The sequence below is a fragment of the Streptomonospora sp. PA3 genome (assembly GCF_009728995.1).
Classification (GTDB): Bacteria; Actinomycetota; Actinomycetes; order Streptosporangiales; family Streptosporangiaceae; genus Streptomonospora.
In genome coordinates this window covers 60812-84622 of the sequence record NZ_VTZW01000016.1, presented here as the reverse complement: position 1 = coordinate 84622, position 23811 = coordinate 60812, and the positions used below count along the sequence as shown (strand labels likewise).

The following is a 23811-nucleotide window of genomic DNA, read 5'->3' as shown; positions in this document are numbered from 1 at the left end:
ACGATCTTGTACCCGTGGTCACTTGTGAACGCTCACAGTGACCACGGGTACGAGATCGGCGGCGGAGGACGGAATCCGGGCATCGAGGGCCCGCGGGCGGCCCCGCGGGCGCGCGCGTGTGGACGGGCGACCCCTGCCGCCGGGATAGCGTGAGGCCGGGAGGAAACGGGCCGAACGGTCCAGCGGGCCGCCGGGAGGGGAGCATTCGATGCGGTGGGTCACCTACCTTTCGCCGAGCGGGGGCGAGGAGCGCTCCGGCGTCGTCGACGACGGCTGCGTCTTCGGCTACCCGGGCGCGCAGAGCGTCCCCGAGCTGCTGGAGCAGAGCCGCGACCGCCTCGCCGACGCCTACCACAAGGCGCTGGCCTCTCCCGTGGAGATCATCGTGGAGTTCGAGACCCGGCTGTGCGCGCCCGTGCGCCCGGAGCGGCCGGTGCCGGCCAGCGTCGAGGGGGAGCGCACCAGCCTGGATCCCCGGCTGGTGCGCGGGACCGACGACGGCGTCGTGCTGCCGTCGGGTGCGACGGCCCTGACCGCGACGGTCGGCGTGCTGGCCCTGTTCGGGGGACACGGCCGGCACGCCGGCTACACCCCGGCGTGCCTGTGGCGCACCCCCGAGGGCAGCCCGGTGTCACTGAGCCTGGGACCGGCCATCGTCACCCACGACGAGTTCGACGGTTCGCCGCTGGTCGTGGAGGCCGCCGTCGAGGACAGCGCGCTGGCGCGCGCCGAGCTGGACGGCGACCTGGGCTGGGCCGAGAGCATGCGCGAGGGGTTCGCCGCCGCCGCGCTGCCGGCGGGCACCCGGCCGCTGGAGCGCGGCGAGGAGCTCTACATCGACGGCGGCCGCCTGGGCGAGTTCGAGCTGCGCGTGGGCGCGGGCGCCTGAGCAGGCGCCGCTTGCGCGGTCGCCGCGCCGCACCCGTGTCCGCATCCGGCCGGGGTTCGCAAGACCGGCGCGCAGCGCTCAGCGCGTGTACTCCCAGTGCCAGGGCTCGAACCCGCCCTGCGCCCACGGAGGGTTGCGCCACCCGTAGCGGGGGGCGTTGGCCGCCATCCACGTGTACTCCGCCGACCCGTGGCGGTTGACCCCGCCGCACAGGTCCACCGCGGTCCCGCGGCCGTGGGCGCTGGTGCCCGGGCTCGCCGCCATGCCGGCCGCCTTCTCCCGGAAGAGCCGGACCTGCTCGGGGTAGGACCGGTAGGAGTCGGTCACGCACATCGGGCGCCCGAACCGGTCGCGGAAGGCGTCGTCGAGCCGGATGAAGTCGGCCGCGGCGTCGGGGCGCAGCATCTCGCCGGCCTGGGGGAGCGGGCACAGGGCCGAGGCGGGAATGCGCCCGTTGGGGTGGGCGCCGGCGCCCGAGGCGGTGCAGGCGCCGGCCGCCTCCCCGGCGGAGTGCGCGCCGCCCGGCCGAGGGGAACCGGCCGCCGTCTCGGCCTGCTCCAGTGCCTGATCGCGCTCCTGCTCCGACGCCCCGATGCCCCCGCGCGCCCGCGCCAGCCTCCGCTCGACGCGCGACTGCTCGGCGGTGATGTCGGCCAGGGCGTCCTCCTGCTCGGCGACGGCCTCCAGCGCGGCCTCCTTGGCGTCGGCGGCATCGTCGGCGGCGCCGCGGACCTCCTCCTCGGCCGCCTCGGCGCGCTCGCTGAGGGTGTCGGCGGCGCTCAGCGCGGCGCCGGCGACCTGGACCGCGCTGCCGCGCCGGTGGCCGATCAGGGCCAGGCCGGCGCCGCGGTCCAGCACCTCCTGCGGCCCCTCGGCCGAGCCCCAGGCCAGCGCCGCGCTGAGATCGGCGCCCATGTAGGCGGCGGCGGCGTAGTCGGCGGCCTGCTCGCGGGCGTCCTCGGCGTCCTCGCGGGCGCGTTCGGCCGCCAGCGCGGCCGACCGGCTCTCCTCCTCGGCGTCCTCCAGTCGCTCGGCGGCCGCGGCGTAGTCGAGGATCTTCTCGTCGGCGCGGGCGTAGAGGCCGTCCAGGCGGGCGCGCACGCCGGCCAGGCGGGCCGCGAGCCGGGCCGCGGACTCCTCGTAGGCGTCCTGCGGACCGGGGTCGCGCACGGCGGCTCCGGAGGGGGTGACCGCCACCGCTCCCGCGCACACCAGCACGCACAGCGCACCGGCCATCCGGTGTCCGGGGCGCGTGCCGACCGGATCCGGCCGCCGCGCCCGCGCGGTGCCGCCGCGGCGGCGACCCCGCCGTCCCGCTGTGTGCTGATGGCCCGGCCGCACGCGTGGCTCCCCCCGACATCGCGGTGCTCACCAGGAACGATGACATGACGCGGTGGTCGATTCACCGAACGTCGGGGGTGTGTCCAAAAAGTTATCTGGGGGATTGCGGAAGACCGGAAACGCCGCCCTGCCGGTGCAGGTGAGGAAGGCCCGGCCAGGTTAGAGCGCTGTGGGGCGGCCGGGCAGCGCGGTCGGAGCCGTAGGGGACCGTCTGCAGGAGGTCTGGCATCTGCGCCGATTGATACGCTATCAACCTCACGTGCACCATTTTTGGTTTATGGTGCACAACGCCTCTTCATTCCCCCTGAGGGCGCGCCCGGACGCGGATCCCCACTCTAGTCCGCGTTGAACCGCCGCGCGCGGTTGGCCCGATCAGGCTCGTCCGGAATCATCCAGGCCCTTCGGCCGCATTGGGATCCGGCACCGCTCACAGGGATCAGGAATCCGGCGGTTGAGGCGGTGAACACGAAAGGGTTGCGAGGGTCCGTGTCGACACGAGCGACAGATGATGGAGGCGGCGCCGCCCCCGGCGTGCCGCAGGCCGACCGCGCCGCCGCGCCGGCGGAGGCCAGGCGGCGCTGGTGGGCACCGCGCGAATGGCGCGTGCGCCCCCGGTTGATCGCGCTCATCGTGATCCCCACCGCGGTCGCTCTGGTCCTGGGCGGGCTGCGGATCTCGGAGAGCATCGTCAACACGGTCACCCACGACCGGATCGAGGAGGCCGCCGCGCTGGGCGAGGCCGTCGTCGACCTGTCGACCGAGCTGGGCCGCGAGCGCATGCTGGCCGCCGCCTACATCGCTGACGACCCCAACTTTGAAGAGCGCTCCGAAGAGGCGCTGGCGGCCCTGCAGGAGCAGATCAAGGAGAGCCGCCAGGCCCAGCAGCAGGTGCAGAACCTCATCGACGGCCTGGGCGACCCCGGCAGCGACCTGGCGGCGCTCCGCCTGAAGGACATGCAGAGCGACCTCGGCCACCTGGAGCGGGTGCGCGGAGAGGTGCAGGACACCCGGTTGACCGTCCTGCCGATGGTCGGCAAGTACTCCCAGGTCCTCGACTCCCTCTCCGACTTCAGCCAGACCATCGCCGAGGGCACGCGCGACACCGAGCTGCGCTCCAGCGTGCGCGCGCTGACCGGCGTGGCCAAGGCGCGCGACCAGCTCTCCTACGAGGGCGCCCTGATGCTGCACTCGCTCATCCGCGGCAGCATGTCCGAGGGCATCCGCTCCGAGATCGAGGACAGCCGCGCGACCTTCGAGAACGAGCGCGAGAACTTCCGCAACAACGCCGCCCCCGAGCAGCGCCAGATGTATGAGGAGACCTTCGTCGGCGCGGAGGTCAGCCAGATGGCCACCACCCGGCTGCGCATCCTCATGCGCGCCCGGGACGACCAGCAGCTCAGCGGCCTGACCGAGGGCGACAGGCCCCAGGAGTACCAGGAGGTCGTCGGCGTCGTCCTGGACAAGATGAACGAGATCGAGTCGAACCTGGCCTCCTCCGTTCGCGCCCAGGCCGAGTCCCTGCGCTCCAGCGCGCTGAACCGGGCCATCCTCGAATCGATCCTGGTCCTGGCCGTCCTCATCTCCGTCTTCACGCTGACGTCGCTGGTGGTGCGCTCCCTGGTGCGCCCCCTGCGGTCGCTGCGGGAGGGCGCGCTGCGCATCGCCGAGGAGGACCTGCCCGGTGCGATCTCACGGATGCAGGAGTCCAGTGCGGCCGCCGGCGAGGTCGAGGTGGCCCCGATCGAGGTGGGCTCCCGCGACGAGATCGGCGAGGTCGCCCGCTCCTTCGACGAGGTCCACCGCGTGGCGCTGCGCCTGGCCTCCGACGAGGCGGCGCTGCGCAGCAACGTCAACGCGATGTTCGTCAACCTCTCCCGGCGCAGCCAGACCCTGGTGGAACGCCAGCTGCGCCTGATCGACGGCCTGGAGCAGGGCGAGCAGGACTCCGAGCGGCTCTCCGACCTGTTCCAGCTGGACCACCTGGCCACACGCATGCGGCGCAACAACGAGAACCTGCTGGTCCTCTCCGGCCAGGACAACACCCGCAAGTGGGCCCAGCCGGTGCCGCTGGTCGACGTGCTGCGCGGCGCCATCTCCGAGGTCGAGGAGTACGAGCGCATCAACGTGCGCGCCCCCTCGCACATCTCCGTGCTGGGCCGCCCGGTCAACGACGTCATCCACCTCATAGCCGAGCTGGTCGAGAACGCCACCGCCTTCTCCTCCAGCGAGTCCCCGGTCGCCGTCACCGCCCAGGTCCTGGAGGACGGCGGCGTGCGCGTGGAGGTCACCGACAGCGGTATCGGCATGCCGCCCGAGGAGATCCGCGCCATCAACGAGCGGCTCGCCGAGCCCCCGGTCATCGACGTCGGCGTCTCCCGCCGCATGGGCTTGTTCGTGGTCAGCCGCCTGGCCGCCCGCCACGGCATCCGGGTGCGCCTGGACGAGGCCCACAACGGCGGCATCACCGCCACCGCCCTCTTCCCGCCCGACCTGCTCATCACGCCGGTGGAGCCGCAGCAGGCCCTGGAGGCCCCGGGCACGCCCGACACCTACGCCGAAGCCGCCGCCGCGTTCGCGGCCAACCCGGCCCCGCCCGAGCCCTCCGTCTGGGGCGAGCGGCGCGACACCGCCCAGCCCCAGCTGCCCAAGCGCGAGCCGGGCGTCAACCGCACCGGCCCCCAGCCCGCCGCGGCCGCGCCCGCCGACGAGCACCCGCCCAGCGGCGAGGACCTGTGGGCGGGCAGCGGATGGAACCTGCCTCCCGCCCAGTCCGAGCCCAGCCGGCCGCCGCAGCCCCCGGCCGCTCCCGAGCAGCCGCCCGCCGCCCCGCCGCAGCCCCCGGCGCCGCCCCAGCCAGCCGAGCCGCCGCGCGCCGACCACCACAGCGGCGCGCCGCAGTGGGACGCCTGGGACACCCGCCGCTGGCGCGAGCAGCGGCCCAACCCGCAGCCGCCGGCCTCCCCTGCGCAGGACCACGACACACCCACGCAGTCCTTCGCCCTGCCCGCCGAACCGGCGAACCCCTGGGCGTCGCAGTCGGGCCCGGCCGACGCCGGCTGGGCCAACGGGGCCAACGGCCAGCACCCGCCCTACACGGGGCAGCCCGAGGACTCCCGCCAGCAGCCGTCCCGCGCCGAGACGGGCCGGCCGGAGTGGAACGAGCCCGAGAACCGCGAGGGCCACGGTTCCACCGCCTATCTCTCCCGGCGCTACGGAGGCGCCGGCGCGGGGCAGAACACCGTCGTTCCGCCCTCGCCCGAGAGCGGCTCGGAGACCCTGCCGATCTTCGACGCCATAGAGTCCAACTGGTTCCGCCGCCGCAGCGGGGGACCCGCGACCGAGCCCGAGACCGGACCCCTGCCCCGCTTCGGCGCCGATTCGGGCGCCGGAGGCGATCGCGGCGGTCGCACCGAGCGGCTCCAGCAGCGCCACTCGGACGGCCCGGCGCCGCGTTACGGCGCGGCCGAGGCGGCGGGCGCCAACGGCTCCTCGGGGCAGCACCGGGGTGACCAGCACATGCAGCAGGACCAGGGCGCCCAGGGCGCTCACCAGCCTCCCAACGCCCCCGACACCGCTGCTCCGCAGTCCTACAGCACCGAGGACGACTGGCGATCGGAGGCCGACCGCGGTTGGCAGGCGGCGCAGACCGCCGCCGAGCCCATCGCGGGCGGATTGACCTCTTCGGGCTTGCCAAAACGCGTTCCTAAGGCAAACCTTGTGCCCGGAACGGCTCCCACGCCGGAGAACGTCAAGCAGGTCCCGACCCGCTCCGCAGACCGGGTCCGAAACCGCTTCTCGAACTTCCAGCGCGGGATCCGCGAAGGCCGCAACCAGATCGGCGATTCGCCGAACGAGGAGAACCAGTGATCAGTGCGGGCACGGTAAGGCGCGCTCCGTCTCGCCGCGGACCACCGGGGCGGGGTCCTGACATATCACGGAACAGCGATGGATTAGCATCATCCGCACCTCCCGTGACGATCAGCAGCAAGCAACCGAATAAGGTCACTACAGGAGCCCCTTCGGCCGACGAGAGGCCCGCGGGCCGCGGTCGATCCCCCGGCCGAAACGGACAGGAGAGCAGATGAATCAACCGGTGAACGAGCTCAACTGGCTGATCACTGACTTCGCAAATCGGGTGCCGGATGTCGCGCACGCGATCGTCGTCTCTTCCGACGGGCTCCCACTCGCCTCCTCGACCGGGTTCCCCGCCGACCGAGCCGATCAGCTGGCCGCCATCGCCTCCGGACTGTCGAGCCTGACCCAGGGCGCGTCCCGGGTCTTCGAAGGCGGTGCCGTCGCGCAGACGGTCGTGGAGATGGAACGCGGGCTGCTGCTGATCATGTCGATCAGCGACGGCTCCTGCCTGGCCGTCCTCGCGGCGGCCGAATGCGACCTCGGCCTGGTCGCCTACGAGATGACCCTGCTCGTCGAACGGGCGGGGCGTGCGCTGACTCCGGCGGCGCGTACCTCGGGAATCCACTGAACCACCACCGACAGGAGGAAGTGGTGGCACCTCACAGTCGAGATGCCGGGAGCGCCTCGTGGTTCGGGCAGCAGCCCGCCGGCGCCCCCAGGCCGCCGGCGGTCGGCCCGGGCGGCGCGGATCTTCCACGACCAACCCAGAACAACGCCGACCACCAGGCGGCGGCCAACAGTTCCCCCAGTTCGCTGGTCCGCCCCTACGCTGTGACCAAGGGGCGCACCAAGCCCAAGTCCCAGCTGCCGCTGGAGACGCTGATCTCCTCGACGGACACGGCGCGCAGCGAATCGGGGACCCTCACCCCCGAGTGCCAGGCCATCAGCGACCTGTGCCGCGAATGGCGTTCCGTGGCCGAGATCTCGGCGCTGCTGCGCATCCCGCTCGGTGTAGCGCGGGTGCTCGTGGCGGACATGTCCGAACAGGGACTGCTGCAGATCAGGTCGTCGATCAACACCGACAGTCGGCCCAACGCCAACCTTCTTGAAAGGGTGCTCAGTGGACTTCGCAAGCTCTAGCGCGGCCGACGAGGGCGGTGCCGCGGCGAGTGCGATGACGTCGGTCAAGATCGTCGTCGCCGGAGGCTTCGGTGTAGGCAAGACGACGTTCGTCGGCTCCGTCTCCGAGATCGTGCCGCTGACTACCGAGGCGGTCATGACCAGCGCCAGCGTCGGGGTCGACGACCTCGCCAAGACGCCGGACAAGCAGACCACCACCGTGGCCATGGACTTCGGCCGGGTCTCCCTGGACTCCGACCTCATCCTCTACCTGTTCGGCACCCCGGGCCAGCACCGCTTCTGGTTCATGTGGGACGACCTGGTCAAGGGCGCCATCGGCGCCGTCGTGCTCGTCGACACCCGCCGCCTGGCCGACTGCTTCCCGGCCATCGACTACTTCGAAGAGGCGCGGCTGCCGTTCGTCGTGGCGATCAACGGCTTCGACGGGTACTACCCGCACGCGGCCAACGAGGTGCGCGACGCGCTCACGCTCAGCCCGGAGATCCCCATCGTCCAGGTCGACGCGCGCGACCGCTCCTCGACCAAGTCGACCCTGATCACGCTGGTGGAGCACGCCATCACCGTCGGCGACCCCGGCGGCGCCGGCCAGCCCACCTCCACCGGCGGCCAGGGCTCCTGGCGGTAGCGGCCCGTCACCGCCCCGCGCCGCCGAGCGCACGCCGCACCTGCGCTCGGCGGCGAGCCGCGCGCCGGGCCTGCGCCTGCCCGCGCTCCGGCCGGGGGCGCGGGCGGCGACACCCTGTACCGGCGGCGGCCGGCGCGCGGACTCAACCCGCCTGGAGGGCCACCGCCCGCACCGGCGCGCCGTCGCCGCCGCTGAGGCGGATCGGCAGCGCCATGAACAGCGGGTCGGCGAAGTCGATGCGCTCCAGCCCGCACAGGTTCTCGACGATGACGCCGCCCGCTCCCAGCAGGGCCGTGTGCGCCGCCCAATCGCCCACCGGATGCGGGCCGTGCGGCGTGGAGTCGGGACTGGGCGCGTCGACGCCCACGCACCGCACGCCCGAATCGGCGAGCAGCCGGGCCGCATCCGCGTCCAGGTAGGGATGGTCGAAGTAGCGCGGCGTGCCGTAGTACTCGTCCCACCCGGTGCGCACCAGGACCGCCGCGCCCGGCGCGAAGCCCTCTCGCCACGGTTCCAGGTCCGCCGCGGTGATGGGGGAGCGGTCGGGACGCCCCGTCGCGTCCACCACCACCGCCGGGCCGGTGAAGCGCTCCAGCGGCAGCTCCTCCAGCCGGGGCCCGCCGTCGAGGAAGTGGAAGGGCGCGTCGGCGTGGGTGCCGCTGTGCGAGCTGATGTGCACGTCGCTGGAGTTGTAGCCCTCGACCGCGACCGTGGCCGACCGCTCCACCTGCGGCTTGCGGTCGCCCGGAAACGCCTGGGTCTGCGGCCCCACGGTCCGGCTCAAGTCGACGATACGGGTGATCTGCACGGTCTCCTCCGCTCGTTTCCGCCCGGCGCAGGCGCTTTCGGTCCGCGCCCGGCCGCCTGCGGTCCTGCTGACAGGGTGTGCGTCGCACGCGGCGACGGGGGAAGATAGCACGCGATGACTTCCGACCCTTCCGGCGACCAGCCCGACCCCGGTGCCAACGCCATGACGGACCGCTTCCGCTCCGTCGGCGAGAACATCCTCGACGCCCTGCTCGGCGACGCCCCCGAGTGGGCCGACGACCTCGGGGACCACCGCTTCTCCGACCGGCTCACCGACCACTCCGCCGAGGCCGACGCCCGCCGCGCCGGTGTGCTGACCGACGCCCTGGGCGCCCTCGACGAGATCGACGACCTGCTGCTGCCCGCCGCCGACCGGGTCGACCTTGAGATGCTGCGCAACCGCGTCTCCGCCGACCTGTGGCAGCTCACCGAGCTGCGGCCGCAGGCCTGGGACCCGCTGGTGCACCTTCCCGGCGACGCCCTCTACGGCCTCATCGCCGCCGAGGACCTGCCGGCCGACGAGCGGTTGCGGGCGATCGCCGCGCGCTGCGCCGCCGTCCCCGAGTTCCTCGCCACCGCGCGCAGCCGCCTCGACGGCGGCCCCGGCATGCCGCGCGTCCACGTGCAGACCGCGATCGGGTGGGCCGAGGGCGTCCTGGGACTGCTCGGCAGCGGTGTCGACCCCCTCGTCGCGCAGGTCCCGTCGCTGCGCTCCACGGCCGACGACGCCCGCGAGACCGCGGCGGCGGCGCTGCGCGAGCACATCGGCTGGCTGCGCTCCCGGGCCGAGACCGCCGACGCCGACCCGCGCCTGGGAGCGCGCGACCACGCCGCCCGGCTGTGGTACACGCTCGACTCCGAACTGTCCCAGGACGCGCTGCTCACCCGGGCCGAAAGCGACCTGCTGGCCACCGAGGAGGCCATCGCCGAGACCGCCTCCGACTTCGCCGGCGCGCCGCCGCGCCCCGGCCAGGTGCGCGAGGTGCTCGACCGCATCGCGGCTGAGGGCGCGACCGCCGAGCAGACCGTGCGGCCCACCTGCGAGCAGGCGCTGGAGCACCTGGCCGGGCGCGTCCGCGACCTCGACTTCGCCACCCTGCCCGACCACCCGGTGCGGGTGATCCCGATGCCCGAGTCCCGCCGCGGCATGTCGGTGGCCTATTGCGACCCGCCCGGACCGCTCTCGCCCCGGCCCGAGCGCCCCACGCTCATCGCCGTCGCCCCGCCGCCGGCCGACTGGCCCGCTGCGCGGCGCGAGTCCTTCTACCGCGAGTACAACGCCGACATGCTGCGCGAGCTGATGGTCCACGAGGGCGTGCCCGGCCACGCGCTGCAGCTCTCCCACGCCGCCCGCTACTCCGGCGGCACCCGGCTGCGCCGGGCCCTGCTCAGCGGCACCTTCATCGAGGGCTGGGCGGTCTATGCCGAGGAGGCCCTGCAGGAGGACGGCTGGTGCGCCGACGACCCCGACCGCAACCGGCGGCTGCGGCTCGTCCAGCTCAAGACCCGGCTCCGCATGATCATCAACGCGATCCTGGACGTCCGCGTCCACGCGCACGGCATGACCGAATCCGAGGCCATGTCCCTGCTCGTGGAACGCGGCCACCAGGAGGAGGGCGAGGCCGCGGGCAAATGGCGCCGCGCCCAGCTCAGCAGCGCGCAGCTGGCCACCTACTACGTCGGCGACCAGGAGGTCTCGGCGATCGTGCGCGACCTGGCCGCCGCGCTTCCGGGCGCACCCCGGCGCACCGTCCACGACAGCGTCCTGGCCCACGGCTCCCCGCCGCCGCGCCACCTGCGCACCCTGCTGGGAATCTGAGCGTCCTCATCCGGCCGCCGCGCAGTGCCGGGTTTTACCGATCGCACACATCGGGATGACCTAGACTCCATGCGCCCCCACATGTCCCCTGACGGCTGATCACTCGGAGCTGACGACCCCGCCATGACCACGGATCTGATCATCGGATTCTTCACGCTGACCGCGTTGGAGATCGTTCTCGGCATCGACAACCTCGTCTTCATCTCGATCCTGGCGAGCAAGCTGCCCGAACACCAGCAGGCACGCGCCCGCCAGTGGGGCATCGGCCTCGCTCTGATCAGCCGCCTGGCGCTGCTCGGCTCCATCACGCTCATCATGCAGCTGACGGCCCCGCTGTTCTCCGTCGCCGGCCACGACTTCAGCGGCCAGTCGCTCATCCTGCTCGTGGGCGGTCTCTTCCTCATCGGCAAGGCCACCTACGAGATCCACGACAGCCTCGAAGGCGAGGAGGACCACGCCGGCTCGGCGGTGCGCGCCACGCTGGGCGCGGTGCTCGTGCAGATCGTCGCGCTGGACATCGTCTTCTCGCTGGACTCGGTCATCACCGCGGTGGGCATGATCGGCGACCAGCCCTACGGCATCTGGGCGATGGTCGCCGCCGTGGTCATCGCCGTGATCGTCATGCTGGTGCTGGCCGCGCCGCTGAGCCGGTTCGTGCACAAGCACCCCACCGTCAAGATGCTGGCCCTGGCCTTCCTGCTGCTCATCGGCATGACCCTGGTCGCCGACGGCCTCGGCTTCCACGTGCCCAAGGGCTACATCTACACGGCCATGGGCTTCTCGCTGTTCGTGGAGGTCCTCAACCTGCTGCGGCGCCGGTCCCGGAGCGCTCCGGTCAAGCTGAGCAGCCGGTACTCCGATGAGGGCCCCGCGGGCGAGGGCCGCAAGGACGAGGCCGGCGAAGGCGCGGGCGGCGAAGGCGCCGGTGCCGAGACCGCCGCCGACGGCGAGGACCGGACGCTGGCGGCCTCCACCGAGGGCGCCCAGGGGCCCTCCTCCGACCAGGGCTCGGCCAAACCGGAGTGATCGTCACAGCACCGCCGTTCGGCCCCGCGGCCGCGGGCGACCTATGCTGGAGGGAGTACGGCCGCCGCGGGGCCGAACGCGCAGGGTGAGACGTCGATACGCGGTGAGGTGAGGGCACGATGAGTGAAGCCGAGCGGGATTCCGCCTATGGCGACCCCGACGGCTTCGCGCGCCTGTGGACGCCGCACCGCATGGCCTACATCAAGGGCGAGAACAGGCCCAGCGGCCCGGCGCCCGACGACGGCTGCCCGTTCTGCCGCGCGCCCGGCCTGCCCGACGCCGAAGGGCTGGTGGTGGCCCGCGGCAAGACCGCCTACGCCGTGCTCAACCTCTACCCCTACAACAGCGGGCATCTGCTCGTCTGCCCCTACCGGCACGTCGCCGACTACACCGAGCTCGACGACTCCGAGGCCGCCGAGTTCGCCGCGCTGACCCAGGCCGGCGTCACCGCGGTGCGCCGCGCCTACGGGCCCGAGGGGTTCAACATCGGCATGAACCTCGGCACGGTCGCCGGCGCCGGGATCGCCGCCCACCTGCACCAGCACATCGTGCCCCGCTGGGGCGGCGACACCAACTTCATGCCCGTCATCGGGCGCACCAAGGTGCTGCCCCAGCTCCTCCAGGAGACCCGCGAGGCCCTCGCCGAGTCCTGGCCCCAGCCCTGACCGCCGCGGAGGAGGTGAGTCCCATCGCCACGCAGAGCCCCGCCCCCGTGCTGGTCTTCGACGGCGACTGCGGCTTCTGCACCAGCAGCGCCCGGCTCGCCCGACGCTTCATCGAACCGCGGCTGCGCACGGTCCCCTACCAGGAGAGCGACCTGTCGGACTCGGCCCGGGCCCGCGCCCAGGAGGAGGTCCTGCTCCTCGACGCCTCGGGGAGGCGGCTGTGGGGCGGCATCGACGCCGTCGCCGTGCTGCTGCTGGCCAGCCCGCGCCCCCTGCTGCCGGCCGCCGGGTGGCTGCTGCGCCGGGCCCCTCTGCGCGCACTGGGCTCGGCCGCCTACCACTGGGTCTCCCGGCACCGGCACAGGATGCCCGGCGGAGCCCCCGCCTGCCGCACCGACCAGGGCGGCGGCGGGTGACGCGCGGCCTACCTTGAGCGCGGCTCCCGGAGCGCCGCATAGCCGCCCCCTCACCCGCGCAATACGATCTTGAGAGATCATGCTGAGATATCTGCGTCCCCTGTTCGGCCGAATGCTGCTGCCAATCGGCCGACTGCTGGCCAGGCTCGGGGTCACACCGAGCATGGTCACCCTCACCGGCGCCCTCGGCGTCGTCGTCAGCGCGCTCGCCTTCTACCCCCGCGGCGAGCTCTACGTCGGTTCCGTGGTCATCACCGCCTTCGTGCTGCTCGACATGCTCGACGGCGCCGTCGCCCGCGCCTCCGACAGCACCACCAAGTGGGGCGCCTTCCTCGACTCCACGCTGGACCGCCTCTCCGACGCCGCGATCCTCAGCGGCCTGCTGCTGTGGTTCTTCGGGGGCGGCGACGATCCGGTGCTGGGCTATGTCAGCCTGTTCTGCCTCGTCAGCGGGTTCGGCGTGTCCTACATCAAGGCGCGGGCCGAAGGCCTGGGCGCCAACTGCGACGTCGGCATCGCCGAGCGCTCCGAGCGGCTGGTGATCCTGCTGGTGGCCGTGGGCCTGGGCGGACTGGGCGTGCCCTATGTGCTGCCCGCCGGACTGTGGATCCTGGCGGCGCTGAGCGGCATCACCGTCGTGCAGCGGCTGATCGAGACCCGCAACCGGCTCACCCGGCCCCGCCGCCCCGCCGGCGACACCGGCGCCGTCTGAACGAAGGGGACCGGGCATGGGAGAGCGCGCCACCACGGCGCTGTACACACTGGGCTGGAGGCTGCTGCACCGCGTCCCCGAACCCGCGGGGCGCGCCGCCTTCCGCGTCCTCGCCGACCTCGCCTGGCTCCGCCGCGGCCCGGGCGTGCGGCGCCTGGAGGCCAACCTGCGGCGCGTGCTGGGAACCGCGGCCGGCCCCGAGCGCATCCGGGCGGCCTCCCGCGCCGGGATGCGCTCCTACCTGCGCTACTTCTACGAGATGTTCCTGCTCGACGCCCTCAGCGCCGACCAGGTCCGGGCCCGGGTCGAGGCCACCGGTGTGGAGCGCGTCGAGCGCGCCCTGGCCGCCGGACGCGGCGTCGTCGCCGCACTGCCGCACATGGGCAACTGGGACCTCGCCGGTGCGTGGATCACCCACTACGGCATCCCGCTGACCACCGTGGCCGAGCGGCTGAAGCCCGAGCCGCTGTTCGAGCGGTTCGTCGCCTTCCGCGAAGGGCTGGGCATGGAGGTGCTGCCGCTGACCGGGGGCTCGGCCTCCAGCGCCGGCGTGCTGGCCCGCAGACTGCGCGCCGGCCGGCTCGTCTGCCTGCTCGCCGACCGCGACCTCACCGAGTCCGGGGTCGAGGCCGGCCTCTTCGGCGAGCCGGCGCGCCTGCCGGCCGGGCCCGCGGCGCTGGCCGACCGCACCGGGGCGGCCCTGCTGCCGGTGTCGCTGTGGTACGAGGGCGAGCGGATGCGGATCCACGTGCACGAGGAGATCCCGGTCCCGGCACGGGGCGGCCGGACCGAGCGGGTGCGCGCCATGACAGCCGAGCTGGCGAAGGTCTTCGAGAGCGCCATCGCCGAACACCCCCGGGACTGGCACATGCTCCAGCGGGTCTTCACCGCCGACCTTGGCCCCGGCCGCGGCGGGCCCTCCGGAGGTACGGTAAAGGCGTCCCCCGCCGTGCCGACGGCCCCCGCTCCGCGGCGCGGCCGCAGCGCGAGTCGGAGGCGAGCGAACCCATGAGGGTCGGTCTGGTCTGCCCCTACACCTGGGAGGTCCCGGGCGGTGTGCAGCAGCATGTCGGCGATCTCGCCGAAGCACTGCTGCAGCTGGGCCACGAGGTCTCGGTCCTGGCGCCCTGCGACTCCGAGGAGGCCGAGCTCCCCTCCTACCTCGTCTCGGCCGGGCGCGCCGTCCCGGTCCCCTACAACGGGTCGGTGGCCCGGCTGTCCTTCGGGTTCCGCGCCGCCGGACGCGTCCGGCGCTGGATCCGCGAGGGCGCCTTCGACGTGCTGCACGTGCACGAGCCCGCGGCGCCCAGCCTGTCCCTGCTGGCGTGCTGGGCGGCCGAAGGCCCGATCGTGGCCACCTTCCACGCCTCCAACCCGCGCTCCCGCGCCCTTGCCGTCTCGGCCGGCGTGCTGCAGCCCGCCCTGGAGAAGATCAACGGCCGCATCGCCGTCTCCGACGCGGCGCGCAAGACCCTGGTGGAGCACCTGGGCGGCGACGCCGTGCTCATCCCCAACGGGGTGGCCGTCGACCGCTACGCCGAGGCCCGCCCCTTCGAGGGGTGGCCGGGCGAGGGCGGCGCCATCGGCTTCCTGGGCCGCCTCGACGAGCCCCGCAAGGGCCTGGGCGTGCTGCTGGACGCCTTTGACGTCCTCGGCCGCGAGCGCCCGGGCCTGCGGCTGCTGATCGCCGGCCCCGGCGATACCGGCGAGGTCGCCGATCGCGTGGCGCCGGAGTTGCGTGAACGCGTGGTCGCCCTGGGCCGGGTCGACGAGGTCGACAAGGTGCGCGCCTACCACTCGGTGGACGTGTTCTGCGCCCCCAACCTCGGCGGCGAGAGCTTCGGGATCGTGCTCGCCGAGGCGATGTCGGCCGGCGCCCCGATCCTGGCCAGCGACATCCCCGCGTTCGCCCACGTGCTGCGCGACGGGGAGGCGGGCCGGCTGTTCGCCACCGGCGACCCGGCCGACCTGGCGCGCGGCGCCGCCGAACTGCTCGACGACCCCGAGCGCCGCCGGGTGCTCTCCCGCGCCGCCCGCGCGGCCGTGCGCGCCTACGACTGGCACACGGTGGCCGCCGACGTCGTGCGCGTCTATGAGACCGTCCTCCCGCTGGACGGCAGCGGGGGACCGGTGACCGCAGGACGCAAGGAAAGTGTCTGACCGCCGATGCCCGAGTGGATCACCGTCCTGGCCCTGGCCGTCGCGGCGCTGGTGCTGCTGTCGGCCTACGTCTCGTGGCGGGCCGGGCGCCTGGACCGGATGCACACCCGCGTCGAGACGGCCTACGCGGCGCTGGACGCGGCACTGCTGCGGCGCGGGGCCGCCGTTTTGGATCTGGCGGCCTCCCCGGCGCTGGAGCCGGCTTCGGCGGTCCTGCTCGGCGACGCCGCGGCGCAGTCCCGCCGCGCCCACGGCCAGGGCCGCGCGGCCCGTGAACTGGCCGAGAGCAACCTGTCGCGGGCCCTGCGGGCGGTCGTGGACGAACCCGGTTTCGCCGAGGCGCTGGAGTGGCCCGACGACGCGACCGCCGACGTCTTCGCCGAGGTCGAGGCCGCCGCCAAGCGGGTCATGCTGGCGCGGCGCTTCTACAACGACGCCGTGGCGAGCATCCGCGAGGCCCGCGCCGGCCGGCTGGTGCGGCTCCTGCGGCTGGCCGGCAGCGCCCCGATGCCGGAGTTCTTCGAGATGGACGACGAGCCGCCCGCCCCCGTCTCCCCGTGAGCCCGCCCGAGGGGCGCGGCGCCGTCTGGACTGACGAGCGAGGGAGCGAGGGACGAGCGACTGAGCGAGGAGGGAAGGCGGCGCGTCGAAGCACCCCGAAGGGCCGCGGGCAACACGCGCGGGGGAGCGAGGCGGCGCGCCTGGCACCGCCCGCACCGGGGGAACAGCCACCGCTCCCGCGCTGTTATCACCACAGAGCCATACGAACCGGTGAACTACCATGGAAGCCGGGACAGCACCGGCCGCACGCCGCTGACGTGCCATGTTGACCATCCGCGCGCACCGGGTCCAGCCTCCCGGTCCGCCCCGACCCTTTGGGAGTCCGCCACCGTGACCAGCACCGTTGACACCCCGGCCGGCAGCGCCGTCGGCACCACCCGCGTCAAGCGAGGAATGGCAGAGCAGCTCAAGAACGGCGTGATCATGGACGTGGTCACCCCGGAGCAGGCCAAGATCGCCGAGGACGCCGGGGCCGTGGCGGTCATGGCCCTGGAGCGGGTGCCCGCCGACATCCGCCGGCACGGCGGTGTGGCCCGCATGTCCGACCCCGACATGATCGACGGCATCATCGAGGCCGTCTCCATCCCGGTGATGGCCAAGGCGCGCATCGGCCACTTCGTCGAGGCGCAGGTGCTGGAGTCCCTCGGCGTCGACTTCATCGACGAGTCCGAGGTCCTCACCCCCGCCGACGAGGCCTACCACATCGACAAGTGGGCCTTCACCGTCCCGTTCGTCTGCGGCGCCACCAACATCGGCGAGGCCCTGCGCCGTATCGCCGAGGGCGCCGCGATGATCCGCTCCAAGGGCGAGGCCGGCACCGGCAACGTCGTCGAGGCCACCCGCCACATGCGCGCCATCCGCCGCGAGATCAGCCGCCTGGGCACCCTGGACGAGGCCGAGCTGTTCGGCGCCGCCAAGGAGATGCAGGCCCCCTACGAGGTCGTCAAGGAGGTCGCGCGCCTGGGCAAGCTCCCGGTGCCGCTGTTCTCCGCCGGCGGCGTGGCCACCCCCGCCGACGCGGCACTGATGCGCCAGCTCGGCGCCGAGAGCGTGTTCGTGGGGTCGGGCATCTTCAAGTCCGGCGACCCCGCCAAGCGCGCCGACGCCATCGTCCAGGCCACCCTGCATTACCAGGACCCCGAGGTCATCGCGAAGGTCTCCCGCGGACTCGGCGACGCGATGGTCGGCATCAACCTGGACGACCTGGAGGAGTCCGAGCGCTACGCCGGGCGCGGCTGGTAGCGCCGGCGCGGCGGGGGCCCGGCCGCCGCCAGGCTCCGGCTGCGCCGCGACCCTCCCCCCACGCCACCGAAGCGAGGAGTCTTTGACCGCGACACCCACCATCGGCGTTCTCGCCCTGCAGGGCGACACCGCCGAGCACCTGCGCATGCTCGGGGAGCTCGGCGTACCGGCCGAGCCCGTGCTGCACCCCGAGGAGCTCGACCGGGTCGACGGACTGATCCTGCCCGGCGGGGAGTCCACGACGATGGCCAAGCTCGCCGCGCGCTACGACCTCGTCGAGCCGCTGCGCAAGCACATCGGCGAGGGCATGCCCGCCTACGGCACCTGCGCCGGGATGATCCTGCTCGCCGACCGCATCCTCGACGGCGCCGAGGGCCAGCAGAGCCTCGGCGGACTCGACATGACGGTGCGGCGCAACGCGTTCGGGCGCCAGAGCGAGTCCTTCGAGGACCGGATCGACGTCGAGGGCGTCTCCGGCGGCCCCTTCGAGGCGGTCTTCATCCGCGCCCCCTGGGTGGAGTCGGTCGGCGAGAGTGTGCGCGTGCTCGGCAAGACCGCCCACGGCGAGCGTGCCGGTAGGATCGTCGCGGTACGACAGGGCGGCCTGCTGGCTACCTCTTTCCATCCCGAACTCACCGGTGACCCGCGGATACACCGGCTCTTTGTCGACATGGTGAAAGGACAGGCATGAGCGGCCACTCCAAGTGGGCCACCACCAAGCACAAGAAAGCCGTCATCGACGCCAAGCGGGGCAAGCTCTTCGCCAAGCTCGTCAAGAACGTCGAGGTGGCCGCGCGCACGGGCGGCGGAGACCCGGAGGGCAACCCCACCCTGTACGACGCCATCCAGAAGGCGAAGAAGAACTCGGTGCCGCTCGACAACATCGAGCGCGCACGCAAGCGCGGCTCCGGCGAGGAGGCCGGCGGCGCCGAGTGGCAGACCGTCATGTACGAGGGCTACGCCCCCGGCGGAGTCGCCCTGCTCGTCGAGTGCCTCACCGACAACAAGAACCGCGCCGCCTCCGAGGTGCGGGTGGCGGTCACCCGCAACGGCGGGTCGATGGCCGACGCGGGCTCGGTGTCCTACATGTTCAGCCGCAAGGGCGTGGTGATCGTGCCCAAGGAGGGGCTCAGCGAGGACGACGTCACCCTCGCCGTGGTCGAGGCCGGCGCCGAGGCGGTCAACGACCTGGGCGAGTCCTTCGAGGTCGTCAGCGAGCCCGGCGAGCTGGTCAACGTCCGCACGGCCCTGCAGGAGGCCGGCATCGACTACGAGTCCGCCGACACCTCCTTCCTGCCCAGCGTCGAGGTTCCGCTGGGCGAGGACGACGCCAAGAAGGTCCTGCGCGTGGTCGACGCGCTGGAGGACTCCGACGACGTGCAGAACGTCTTCACCAACGCCGACATCCCCGACGACGTGATGGCCAAGATCGGCTGACCGCCCGATCACGCGCCCACGCGCACACACTTTCGCCGCGCGCCCCGCACCCGGAAGACCGGACGCGGGGCGCGCGGCTTTTCCCTCGGGTGTGCGGGGCGCTTTGGGGCGCCGTCACAGGTCTCAGGGGGAGTCGGAAACCCGAAAGGCGTTACGTCCTGTTTAAGAAGCCGGTCACCACGGCGGCTGCGGCAATGGGTGCGCCTCGCGCAGCGCGGCCCGCCCGTCAGCCCGCCACCATCCCAGCGGGGACGCTGCGCGTCATGTGCCCGCCCGCCAGCCCACCACCACCCCGACGGAGACGCTGCGCGTCACGCGTTTCTTGCCGCCGAGCGCGCGCAGTCCTTTCCAGGTGGAGCCCCACCGTCAGGGGCGGGACTCCGGCGCGAAGGTGCATCCTGCGCTCGGCGGCAAGCCGGCCCACAGCGCTACGCGCAACCCGGTCCCATTGCCGCAACCTCGCTGGTGGCCGCCCCAGGTTGTACTCGGTGGGTTCCTGGAAAGCGTCGCCGTTGTTAAACACGCCCTGGGCGAGCGGCCCCGCGCGATAGGGTGCCAACCATCGCCCAGCCGTCCGCCCGGCCTCCTGGAGGAAGGACGCACATGAATCCCCCCGGCGAGAACCCCTACGAGCCCGGCCCGCCCGACGGCGGCGGGCAGCCCGGGCAGAACCGGCCCGGATACTCCAACGCCTCGGGCTACCCCGGCCCGCAGCCCGGCCCCGGGCCGCAGTACGGTCAGCCGCCCTACGGCGGCCCCGGCCCCCAGGGCGCGGGCCCCGGCCCCGCGGCGCCCCCTCCCGCGGCCGGTCCCGGCTTCTTCGCGGCACTGTTCGACTTCCAGTTCCGCAGCTTCGTCACCACCCAGATCATCAAGGTGCTGTTCATCCTCTGGCTGGTGCTGATCGCGATCTTCACCCTCAGCGGCGTGGTCAGCTCCTTCGGCCTGATGGGGTTCAGCCCGATGACCGGGCTGCTGACCCTGCTCGGCTCGCTGGTGGGCGGCGCCGTGGCGGTGCTGCTCACCCGGGTGGGCCTGGAGGTGCTGATCGTGCTGTTCCGCATCAGCGAGGACCTCTCCGCCATCCGCGCCCGCAACGGCATGTGAGCGCCCCGGCCCGGGTGCGCAGGCGCCCCCCGGCCGTGTCCCGCGCGCGGCTCCCCCTCCGGGCGGTAGGCTCTGCGAACGGACGTTCGAGCACCGAGGCCGGAAGGGAGCCGCCGACGATGCGCGTGCTGGGGGTCGACCCCGGGCTCACCCGCTGCGGCCTGGGGGTCGTCGACGGATCCGTGGGGCGGCCGCTGTCGCTGACCGCGGTCGGCGTCGTACGCACCGAACCCGGCAGCGACCTGGCGGACCGGCTGCTGGGCATCGAGCGCGGCATCGAGCGCTGGCTCGACGACCACGCCCCCGAGGCGGTCGCCGTCGAGCGGGTGTTCGCCCAGCACAACGTCAGCACCGTCATGGGCACCGCCCAGGCCAGCGCCGTCGCCATCACCTGCGCGGCGCGCCGCGGGCTGCCCGTCGCGCTGCACACCCCCAGCGAGGCCAAGGCCGCCATCACCGGAAGCGGCCGCGCGGACAAGGCCCAGGTCCAGGCCATGGTCGCCCGGCTGCTCGGGCTGGAGGCCGCGCCCAAGCCCGCCGACGCCGCCGACGCGCTGGCCCTGGCCATCTGCCACATCTGGCGCGGCGGCGCCCAGAACCGCATCGCCCAGGCCCAGCAGGAACTCGCGCGCAAGGTCGAGCTGGCGCGCCGCTCCCGCCCGATCCCCGACCCCCAGGGAAGGTGACCTCAGCCGTGATCGCGTTCCTCAGCGGCCGGGTGGCCGCCCGCACCGGCGGGGCGGCCGTGATCGAGGTCGGCGGCGTCGGCATGACCGTGCACTGCACGCCGGCGACGCTGGCGGGCCTGCGGGTGGGCGAGCAGGCGACCGTCGCCACCTCGCTGGTGGTCCGCGAGGACTCGCTGACCCTCTACGGCTTCGCCGACGACGACGAGCGCGACGTGTTCGAGCGCCTCCAGCAGGCGAGCGGCGTGGGCCCGCGCCTGGCCCTGGGCATCCTGGCCGTGCACACCCCCGACGCGCTGCGCGCGGCCGTGGCCGCCGAGGACACCGCCGCCCTCACCCGCGTCCCCGGAATCGGCCCCAAGGGTGCCCAGCGCATCGCCCTGGAGCTGCACGACAAGCTCGGCCCGCCCCCGGCCGCCGACCCGGCCGTCGCCGAGCACGGCGGCACCGCGGTCGGGGCCGCGGCGCCGTGGCGCCCGCAGGTGGTCTCGGGACTGGTCAACCTCGGCTGGTCGGCCAAGGACGCCGAGGCCGCCGCCGATGCGGTCGCCCCCGAGGCAGCGGACGCCCCCGACGTGGCTCTGCTGCTGCGCAGCGCGCTGCGCAGGCTCAGCAGGGTGTAGGAGGCTCCCACGATGAGCGACTACGAGCGAGACGCCGTCTCGGCCGAGGCCGACCTGGACGAGCGTGCGCTGGAGGGCGCGCTGCGCCCGCGGCGGTTGGAGGACTTCGTCGGCCAGGAACGGGTCCGCGAGCAGCTGTCGCTGGTGCTGCGCGGCGCCCAGCGGCGCGGCCGCGCGCCCGACCACGTGCTGCTGTCGGGCGGACCCGGCCTGGGCAAGACCACGCTGGCCATGATCATCGCGGCCGAGCTCGGCGCCCCGCTGCGGATCAGCTCCGGTCCGGCGATCGAGCGCTCCGGCGACCTCGCCGCTGTGCTGTCGACCCTGCACGAGGGCGAAGTGCTGTTCCTCGACGAGATCCACCGCATGGCGCGCCCCGCCGAGGAGATGCTCTACGTCGCCATGGAGGACTTCCGGGTGGACGTGATGGTCGGCAAGGGGCCGGGCGCCACCGCGATCCCACTGGAGATCGCCCCCTTCACCCTCGTCGGTGCCACCACGCGGGCCGGCCTGCTGCCGGCGCCGCTGCGCGACCGCTTCGGCTTCACCGCGCACATGGACTTCTACACCGCTCCCGACCTGGAGCGGATCCTGCACCGCTCGGCCGGGCTGCTGGGCGTCGAGGTCGACGCCGACGCCGCCGCCGAGATCGCCGGCCGCTCGCGCGGCACCCCCCGCATCGCCAACCGGCTGCTGCGGCGCGTGCGCGACTACGCCGAGGTGCACGGCGACGGCCGCCTCACCCTGGAGACCGCGTGCTCGGCGCTGGCGCTGTTCGAGGTCGACGGGCACGGACTGGACCGGCTGGACCGCGCCGTGCTGGAGGCGCTGTGCGGCAAGTTCCGCGGGGGCCCGGTGGGCCTGTCGACCCTGGCCGTGGCGGTGGGCGAGGAACCCGAGACCGTCGAGGTGGTCGCCGAGCCCTTCCTGGTGCGCTCGGGTTTCATCGCCCGCACCCCGCGCGGCCGCATCGCCACCCCCGACGCCTGGAGCCATCTGGGCATCGAGCCGCCGCCCGACGCCGCGTTCGGCGCCGCTGCCGCCGCCGACAGCGCGGCCGCCGCCCGTCCGGCCGAGGCGCCCGAAGCGGGCGGTGCGACCTAGACCGGGGTGGGCCGAAGGCGCCCTCCGGGCACCGCAGGAGCCGGGAACCGCTGAGGTGCGGCAATGGGGGCACAGCACTTGGCGCATCACCGCCCCGTTGCCGCAACCCGCCCCCTGGACTCCTCGCCGCGCGAAACGTTCCGCGGCGGAAACCGGACGGCCGGTAGGTAAGCTGGGGACCGGACCTTGCGAAACGGCAACGATGCCCGCGGCACCCCGGCCGAGGGGAACACGCTTCGCCGTCCGCACGTTGACCTGCGACGGCGACTGCCGTGACGCGGCCGTGCCCCGCAGTGGCGGCGCGGCGAGCGAAGGTCGGAACAACAGATGGAAGGACACCCCGTGCTGGCCCAGACGATATTGGCCGAGGGCGCCCAGGAAGGCAGTGGGCTCCTCGGGATGATCCTGCCGTTCGTGCTGATCGCGCTGGTCTTCTGGCTGCTGATCCTGCGCCCGCAGCAGAAGCGCAAGCAGCAGGAGACCAAGATGCAGAGCGAACTGCAGCCGGGTGTCGAAGTGCTGACCAAGGCCGGCTTCTACGCCACGGTCGTCGAGGTGCGCGACAACGAGATCGAGCTGGAGATCTCCCCGGGCACGCGCATCCGGATGCTCAAGGCGGGCGTCGGAGACGTCGTCAAGCCCGACGGCGGCGTGACCGACGACACCCCGGTCGAGGACCGGCCCGACTTCCCGGGCAACGACGACAAGAACGACGGCCCCAGGTAGGCCCGACGCGACGCCACGGGCCCCGTGCGCGGGGCCCGTCGCCTTCGCGCGCCCGCGCCCGCCCCGCGCCCCGCCCACCCCCCGCGGCCGCCGGGCGCGGCCCGCCAGCCGCTCCCGTGCCGACGACGATGACGAGGATCCCTCCGCCATGCCCGCTGACCAGCCCGCCGATCTGAGCGCCCGCATCAAGGCCGGCCTGCGCGACGTCCCCGACTTCCCCGAGGAAGGGGTCGTCTTCAAGGACATCACCCCGCTGCTGGCCGAGCCCGCCTCCCTGCGGGCCGTGGTCGAGGGGATCGCCGACCACTACGAGAAGGGCTCGGTGGACGCCGTCCTCGGGCTGGAGGCCCGCGGCTTCATCCTCGCCGCCCCGGTCGCGCTCGAACTGGGGGCCGGCTTCGTGCCCGTGCGCAAGGCCGGGAAACTCCCGCGCGAGACCCACCGCGCGTCCTACGATCTGGAGTACGGCTCAGCGACGGTCGAGATGCACGCCGACGCCGTCAGTCCGGGCAGCCGCGTCGTGATCGTCGACGACGTCCTCGCCACCGGCGGTACAGGACGGGCCGCGGTGGAACTGGTGGACAAGGCGGGTGGTACCGTCGTTGGATTCTCGGTCCTCGTGGAACTCGGGTTCCTCCAGGGCCGGCGGAAGCTGACCGACGTGGAGCTGCACGCGCTGGCCGTGCTGTAAGAGATCCGGCCTCCGGGGCTCGCACGGAACCGCTGCTGCGGCCCTGACACGCGAACCCCGCTGCGGCGCGGCAGTAGACTCGCGGGCATACAGAGCTGCGGCGACGCGTTGGTACAGGTGACACCTGACGTTTAACACGCAGACGTCGACCCGGCGGGCCGTGCGACGGCGACCACCGT

The 23811-nt window shown here is 73.4% G+C and carries 23 protein-coding genes and 1 pseudogene; 22 read left to right on the top strand and 2 right to left on the bottom strand.

The annotated features are described in order from the left end of the window. Positions 1-208 precede the first annotated feature (208 nt). Positions 209-889 (top strand): hypothetical protein, encoded by a 681-nt coding sequence (locus FZ103_RS16885; RefSeq protein WP_156002469.1) that lies wholly within the window; start codon positions 209-211, stop codon positions 887-889. A gap of 78 nt (positions 890-967) precedes the next feature. Here the strand turns inward: FZ103_RS16885 and FZ103_RS16880 are convergent, their stop codons facing one another. Further along, positions 968-2125, bottom strand: coding sequence for a M15 family metallopeptidase (locus tag FZ103_RS16880; RefSeq protein WP_156002468.1), 1158 nt, complete (start codon positions 2123-2125; stop codon positions 968-970). A 591-nt stretch (positions 2126-2716) separates the two neighbouring features. Between FZ103_RS16880 and FZ103_RS16875 the strand changes: the two genes are divergently transcribed. The 4 genes from FZ103_RS16875 to FZ103_RS16860 all read left to right on the top strand — a co-directional run bounded on the left by FZ103_RS16875 (position 2717) and on the right by FZ103_RS16860 (position 7850). Beyond that, on the top strand, positions 2717-6097 hold the full coding sequence (locus FZ103_RS16875) for a nitrate- and nitrite sensing domain-containing protein (protein WP_343233575.1): 3381 nt from the start codon (positions 2717-2719) through the stop codon (positions 6095-6097). A 214-nt stretch (positions 6098-6311) separates the two neighbouring features. Continuing rightward, complete coding sequence (locus FZ103_RS16870) at positions 6312-6713, top strand: roadblock/LC7 domain-containing protein (RefSeq protein ID WP_040275589.1); 402 nt, start codon at positions 6312-6314, stop codon at positions 6711-6713. Between the two features lie 20 nt (positions 6714-6733). Then, positions 6734-7225, top strand: a complete 492-nt coding sequence (locus tag FZ103_RS25605) for a DUF742 domain-containing protein (RefSeq protein ID WP_343233574.1) — start codon at positions 6734-6736, stop codon at positions 7223-7225. A 34-nt stretch (positions 7226-7259) separates the two neighbouring features. After that, complete coding sequence (locus tag FZ103_RS16860) at positions 7260-7850, top strand: ATP/GTP-binding protein (protein WP_156002920.1); 591 nt, start codon at positions 7260-7262, stop codon at positions 7848-7850. 142 nt (positions 7851-7992) lie between these two features. Here the strand turns inward: FZ103_RS16860 and FZ103_RS16855 are convergent, their stop codons facing one another. Beyond that, on the bottom strand, positions 7993-8658 hold the full coding sequence (locus tag FZ103_RS16855; protein WP_186356430.1) for a cyclase family protein: 666 nt from the start codon (positions 8656-8658) through the stop codon (positions 7993-7995). Between the two features lie 162 nt (positions 8659-8820). Here FZ103_RS16855 and FZ103_RS16850 point away from each other — a divergent pair, with 162 nt between their 5' ends. From FZ103_RS16850 to FZ103_RS16770, 17 genes and pseudogenes are all read left to right on the top strand, one after another. After that, positions 8821-10476 carry a DUF885 domain-containing protein gene (locus FZ103_RS16850; RefSeq protein ID WP_156002919.1) on the top strand — a complete coding sequence of 552 codons (1656 nt, stop codon included), beginning with the start codon at positions 8821-8823 and terminating at the stop codon, positions 10474-10476. A 123-nt stretch (positions 10477-10599) separates the two neighbouring features. Continuing rightward, positions 10600-11388 (top strand): annotated as a pseudogene (locus FZ103_RS16845) (TerC family protein); the annotation flags it as partial. A 233-nt stretch (positions 11389-11621) separates the two neighbouring features. After that, entirely contained in the window at positions 11622-12167 is a 546-nt protein-coding gene (locus FZ103_RS16840) for an HIT domain-containing protein (RefSeq protein WP_156002466.1), read from the top strand. 14 nt (positions 12168-12181) lie between these two features. Then, positions 12182-12583: a DUF393 domain-containing protein gene (locus FZ103_RS16835; protein ID WP_343233573.1), complete on the top strand. Its 402-nt coding sequence runs from the start codon at positions 12182-12184 to the stop codon at positions 12581-12583. Positions 12584-12662: 79 nt separating this feature from the next. Continuing rightward, entirely contained in the window at positions 12663-13295 is a 633-nt protein-coding gene (gene pgsA, locus FZ103_RS16830) for a phosphatidylinositol phosphate synthase (protein WP_156002465.1), read from the top strand. A gap of 16 nt (positions 13296-13311) precedes the next feature. Next, positions 13312-14307, top strand: a complete 996-nt coding sequence (locus FZ103_RS16825; protein ID WP_156002464.1) for a phosphatidylinositol mannoside acyltransferase — start codon at positions 13312-13314, stop codon at positions 14305-14307. Then, positions 14304-15455 (top strand): glycosyltransferase family 4 protein, encoded by a 1152-nt coding sequence (locus FZ103_RS16820; RefSeq protein WP_156002463.1) that lies wholly within the window; start codon positions 14304-14306, stop codon positions 15453-15455. The genes FZ103_RS16825 and FZ103_RS16820 overlap by 4 nt, the downstream gene beginning before the upstream one ends. A 6-nt stretch (positions 15456-15461) precedes the next feature. Next, complete coding sequence (locus FZ103_RS16815; protein ID WP_156002462.1) at positions 15462-16016, top strand: hypothetical protein; 555 nt, start codon at positions 15462-15464, stop codon at positions 16014-16016. 330 nt (positions 16017-16346) lie between these two features. Continuing rightward, on the top strand, positions 16347-17258 hold the full coding sequence (gene pdxS / locus FZ103_RS16810) for a pyridoxal 5'-phosphate synthase lyase subunit PdxS (RefSeq protein ID WP_186356429.1): 912 nt from the start codon (positions 16347-16349) through the stop codon (positions 17256-17258). Positions 17259-17340: 82 nt separating this feature from the next. Beyond that, positions 17341-17949 carry a pyridoxal 5'-phosphate synthase glutaminase subunit PdxT gene (gene pdxT, locus FZ103_RS16805; protein WP_156002461.1) on the top strand — a complete coding sequence of 203 codons (609 nt, stop codon included), beginning with the start codon at positions 17341-17343 and terminating at the stop codon, positions 17947-17949. Then, entirely contained in the window at positions 17946-18695 is a 750-nt protein-coding gene (locus FZ103_RS16800; protein ID WP_156002460.1) for a YebC/PmpR family DNA-binding transcriptional regulator, read from the top strand. Before pdxT ends, FZ103_RS16800 begins: the two co-directional genes overlap by 4 nt. 603 nt (positions 18696-19298) lie before the next feature. Beyond that, positions 19299-19802, top strand: coding sequence for a DUF4282 domain-containing protein (locus FZ103_RS16795; protein WP_156002459.1), 504 nt, complete (start codon positions 19299-19301; stop codon positions 19800-19802). Positions 19803-19921: 119 nt separating this feature from the next. Next, the gene (gene ruvC, locus FZ103_RS16790; protein ID WP_156002458.1) at positions 19922-20488 is read left to right on the top strand and encodes a crossover junction endodeoxyribonuclease RuvC; all 567 of its coding nucleotides are present in this window, start codon (positions 19922-19924) and stop codon (positions 20486-20488) included. Positions 20489-20496: 8 nt separating this feature from the next. Next, positions 20497-21111, top strand: coding sequence for a Holliday junction branch migration protein RuvA (gene ruvA / locus FZ103_RS16785; RefSeq protein WP_186356428.1), 615 nt, complete (start codon positions 20497-20499; stop codon positions 21109-21111). A gap of 12 nt (positions 21112-21123) precedes the next feature. After that, positions 21124-22215 (top strand): Holliday junction branch migration DNA helicase RuvB, encoded by a 1092-nt coding sequence (gene ruvB / locus FZ103_RS16780; RefSeq protein WP_156002456.1) that lies wholly within the window; start codon positions 21124-21126, stop codon positions 22213-22215. Between the two features lie 327 nt (positions 22216-22542). Continuing rightward, positions 22543-22941: a preprotein translocase subunit YajC gene (gene yajC / locus FZ103_RS16775; protein WP_186356427.1), complete on the top strand. Its 399-nt coding sequence runs from the start codon at positions 22543-22545 to the stop codon at positions 22939-22941. A gap of 148 nt (positions 22942-23089) precedes the next feature. Further along, positions 23090-23632, top strand: coding sequence for an adenine phosphoribosyltransferase (locus FZ103_RS16770; protein ID WP_156002455.1), 543 nt, complete (start codon positions 23090-23092; stop codon positions 23630-23632). The last annotated feature ends 179 nt before the right edge of the window (positions 23633-23811 follow it).

Excerpts from the sequence above, each read along its gene's own strand:
- FZ103_RS16770 (WP_156002455.1), top strand. The coding sequence starts at position 23,090 with ATGCCCGCTGACCAGCCCGCCGATCTGAGCGCCCGCATCAAGGCCGGC.
- ruvB (WP_156002456.1), top strand. The coding sequence starts at position 21,124 with ATGAGCGACTACGAGCGAGACGCCGTCTCGGCCGAGGCCGACCTGGAC.
- FZ103_RS16840 (WP_156002466.1), top strand. The coding sequence starts at position 11,622 with ATGAGTGAAGCCGAGCGGGATTCCGCCTATGGCGACCCCGACGGCTTC.
- ruvC (WP_156002458.1), top strand. The coding sequence starts at position 19,922 with ATGCGCGTGCTGGGGGTCGACCCCGGGCTCACCCGCTGCGGCCTGGGG.
- FZ103_RS16850 (WP_156002919.1), top strand. The coding sequence starts at position 8,821 with ATGACGGACCGCTTCCGCTCCGTCGGCGAGAACATCCTCGACGCCCTG.
- FZ103_RS16825 (WP_156002464.1), top strand. The coding sequence starts at position 13,312 with ATGGGAGAGCGCGCCACCACGGCGCTGTACACACTGGGCTGGAGGCTG.
- pgsA (WP_156002465.1), top strand. The coding sequence starts at position 12,663 with ATGCTGAGATATCTGCGTCCCCTGTTCGGCCGAATGCTGCTGCCAATC.
- FZ103_RS16885 (WP_156002469.1), top strand. The coding sequence starts at position 209 with ATGCGGTGGGTCACCTACCTTTCGCCGAGCGGGGGCGAGGAGCGCTCC.
- FZ103_RS16820 (WP_156002463.1), top strand. The coding sequence starts at position 14,304 with ATGAGGGTCGGTCTGGTCTGCCCCTACACCTGGGAGGTCCCGGGCGGT.
- FZ103_RS16795 (WP_156002459.1), top strand. The coding sequence starts at position 19,299 with ATGAATCCCCCCGGCGAGAACCCCTACGAGCCCGGCCCGCCCGACGGC.
- FZ103_RS16880 (WP_156002468.1), bottom strand. The coding sequence starts at position 2,125 with ATGGCCGGTGCGCTGTGCGTGCTGGTGTGCGCGGGAGCGGTGGCGGTC.
- FZ103_RS16800 (WP_156002460.1), top strand. The coding sequence starts at position 17,946 with ATGAGCGGCCACTCCAAGTGGGCCACCACCAAGCACAAGAAAGCCGTC.
- FZ103_RS16860 (WP_156002920.1), top strand. The coding sequence starts at position 7,260 with ATGACGTCGGTCAAGATCGTCGTCGCCGGAGGCTTCGGTGTAGGCAAG.
- yajC (WP_186356427.1), top strand. The coding sequence starts at position 22,543 with ATGGAAGGACACCCCGTGCTGGCCCAGACGATATTGGCCGAGGGCGCC.
- FZ103_RS16870 (WP_040275589.1), top strand. The coding sequence starts at position 6,312 with ATGAATCAACCGGTGAACGAGCTCAACTGGCTGATCACTGACTTCGCA.
- FZ103_RS16815 (WP_156002462.1), top strand. The coding sequence starts at position 15,462 with ATGCCCGAGTGGATCACCGTCCTGGCCCTGGCCGTCGCGGCGCTGGTG.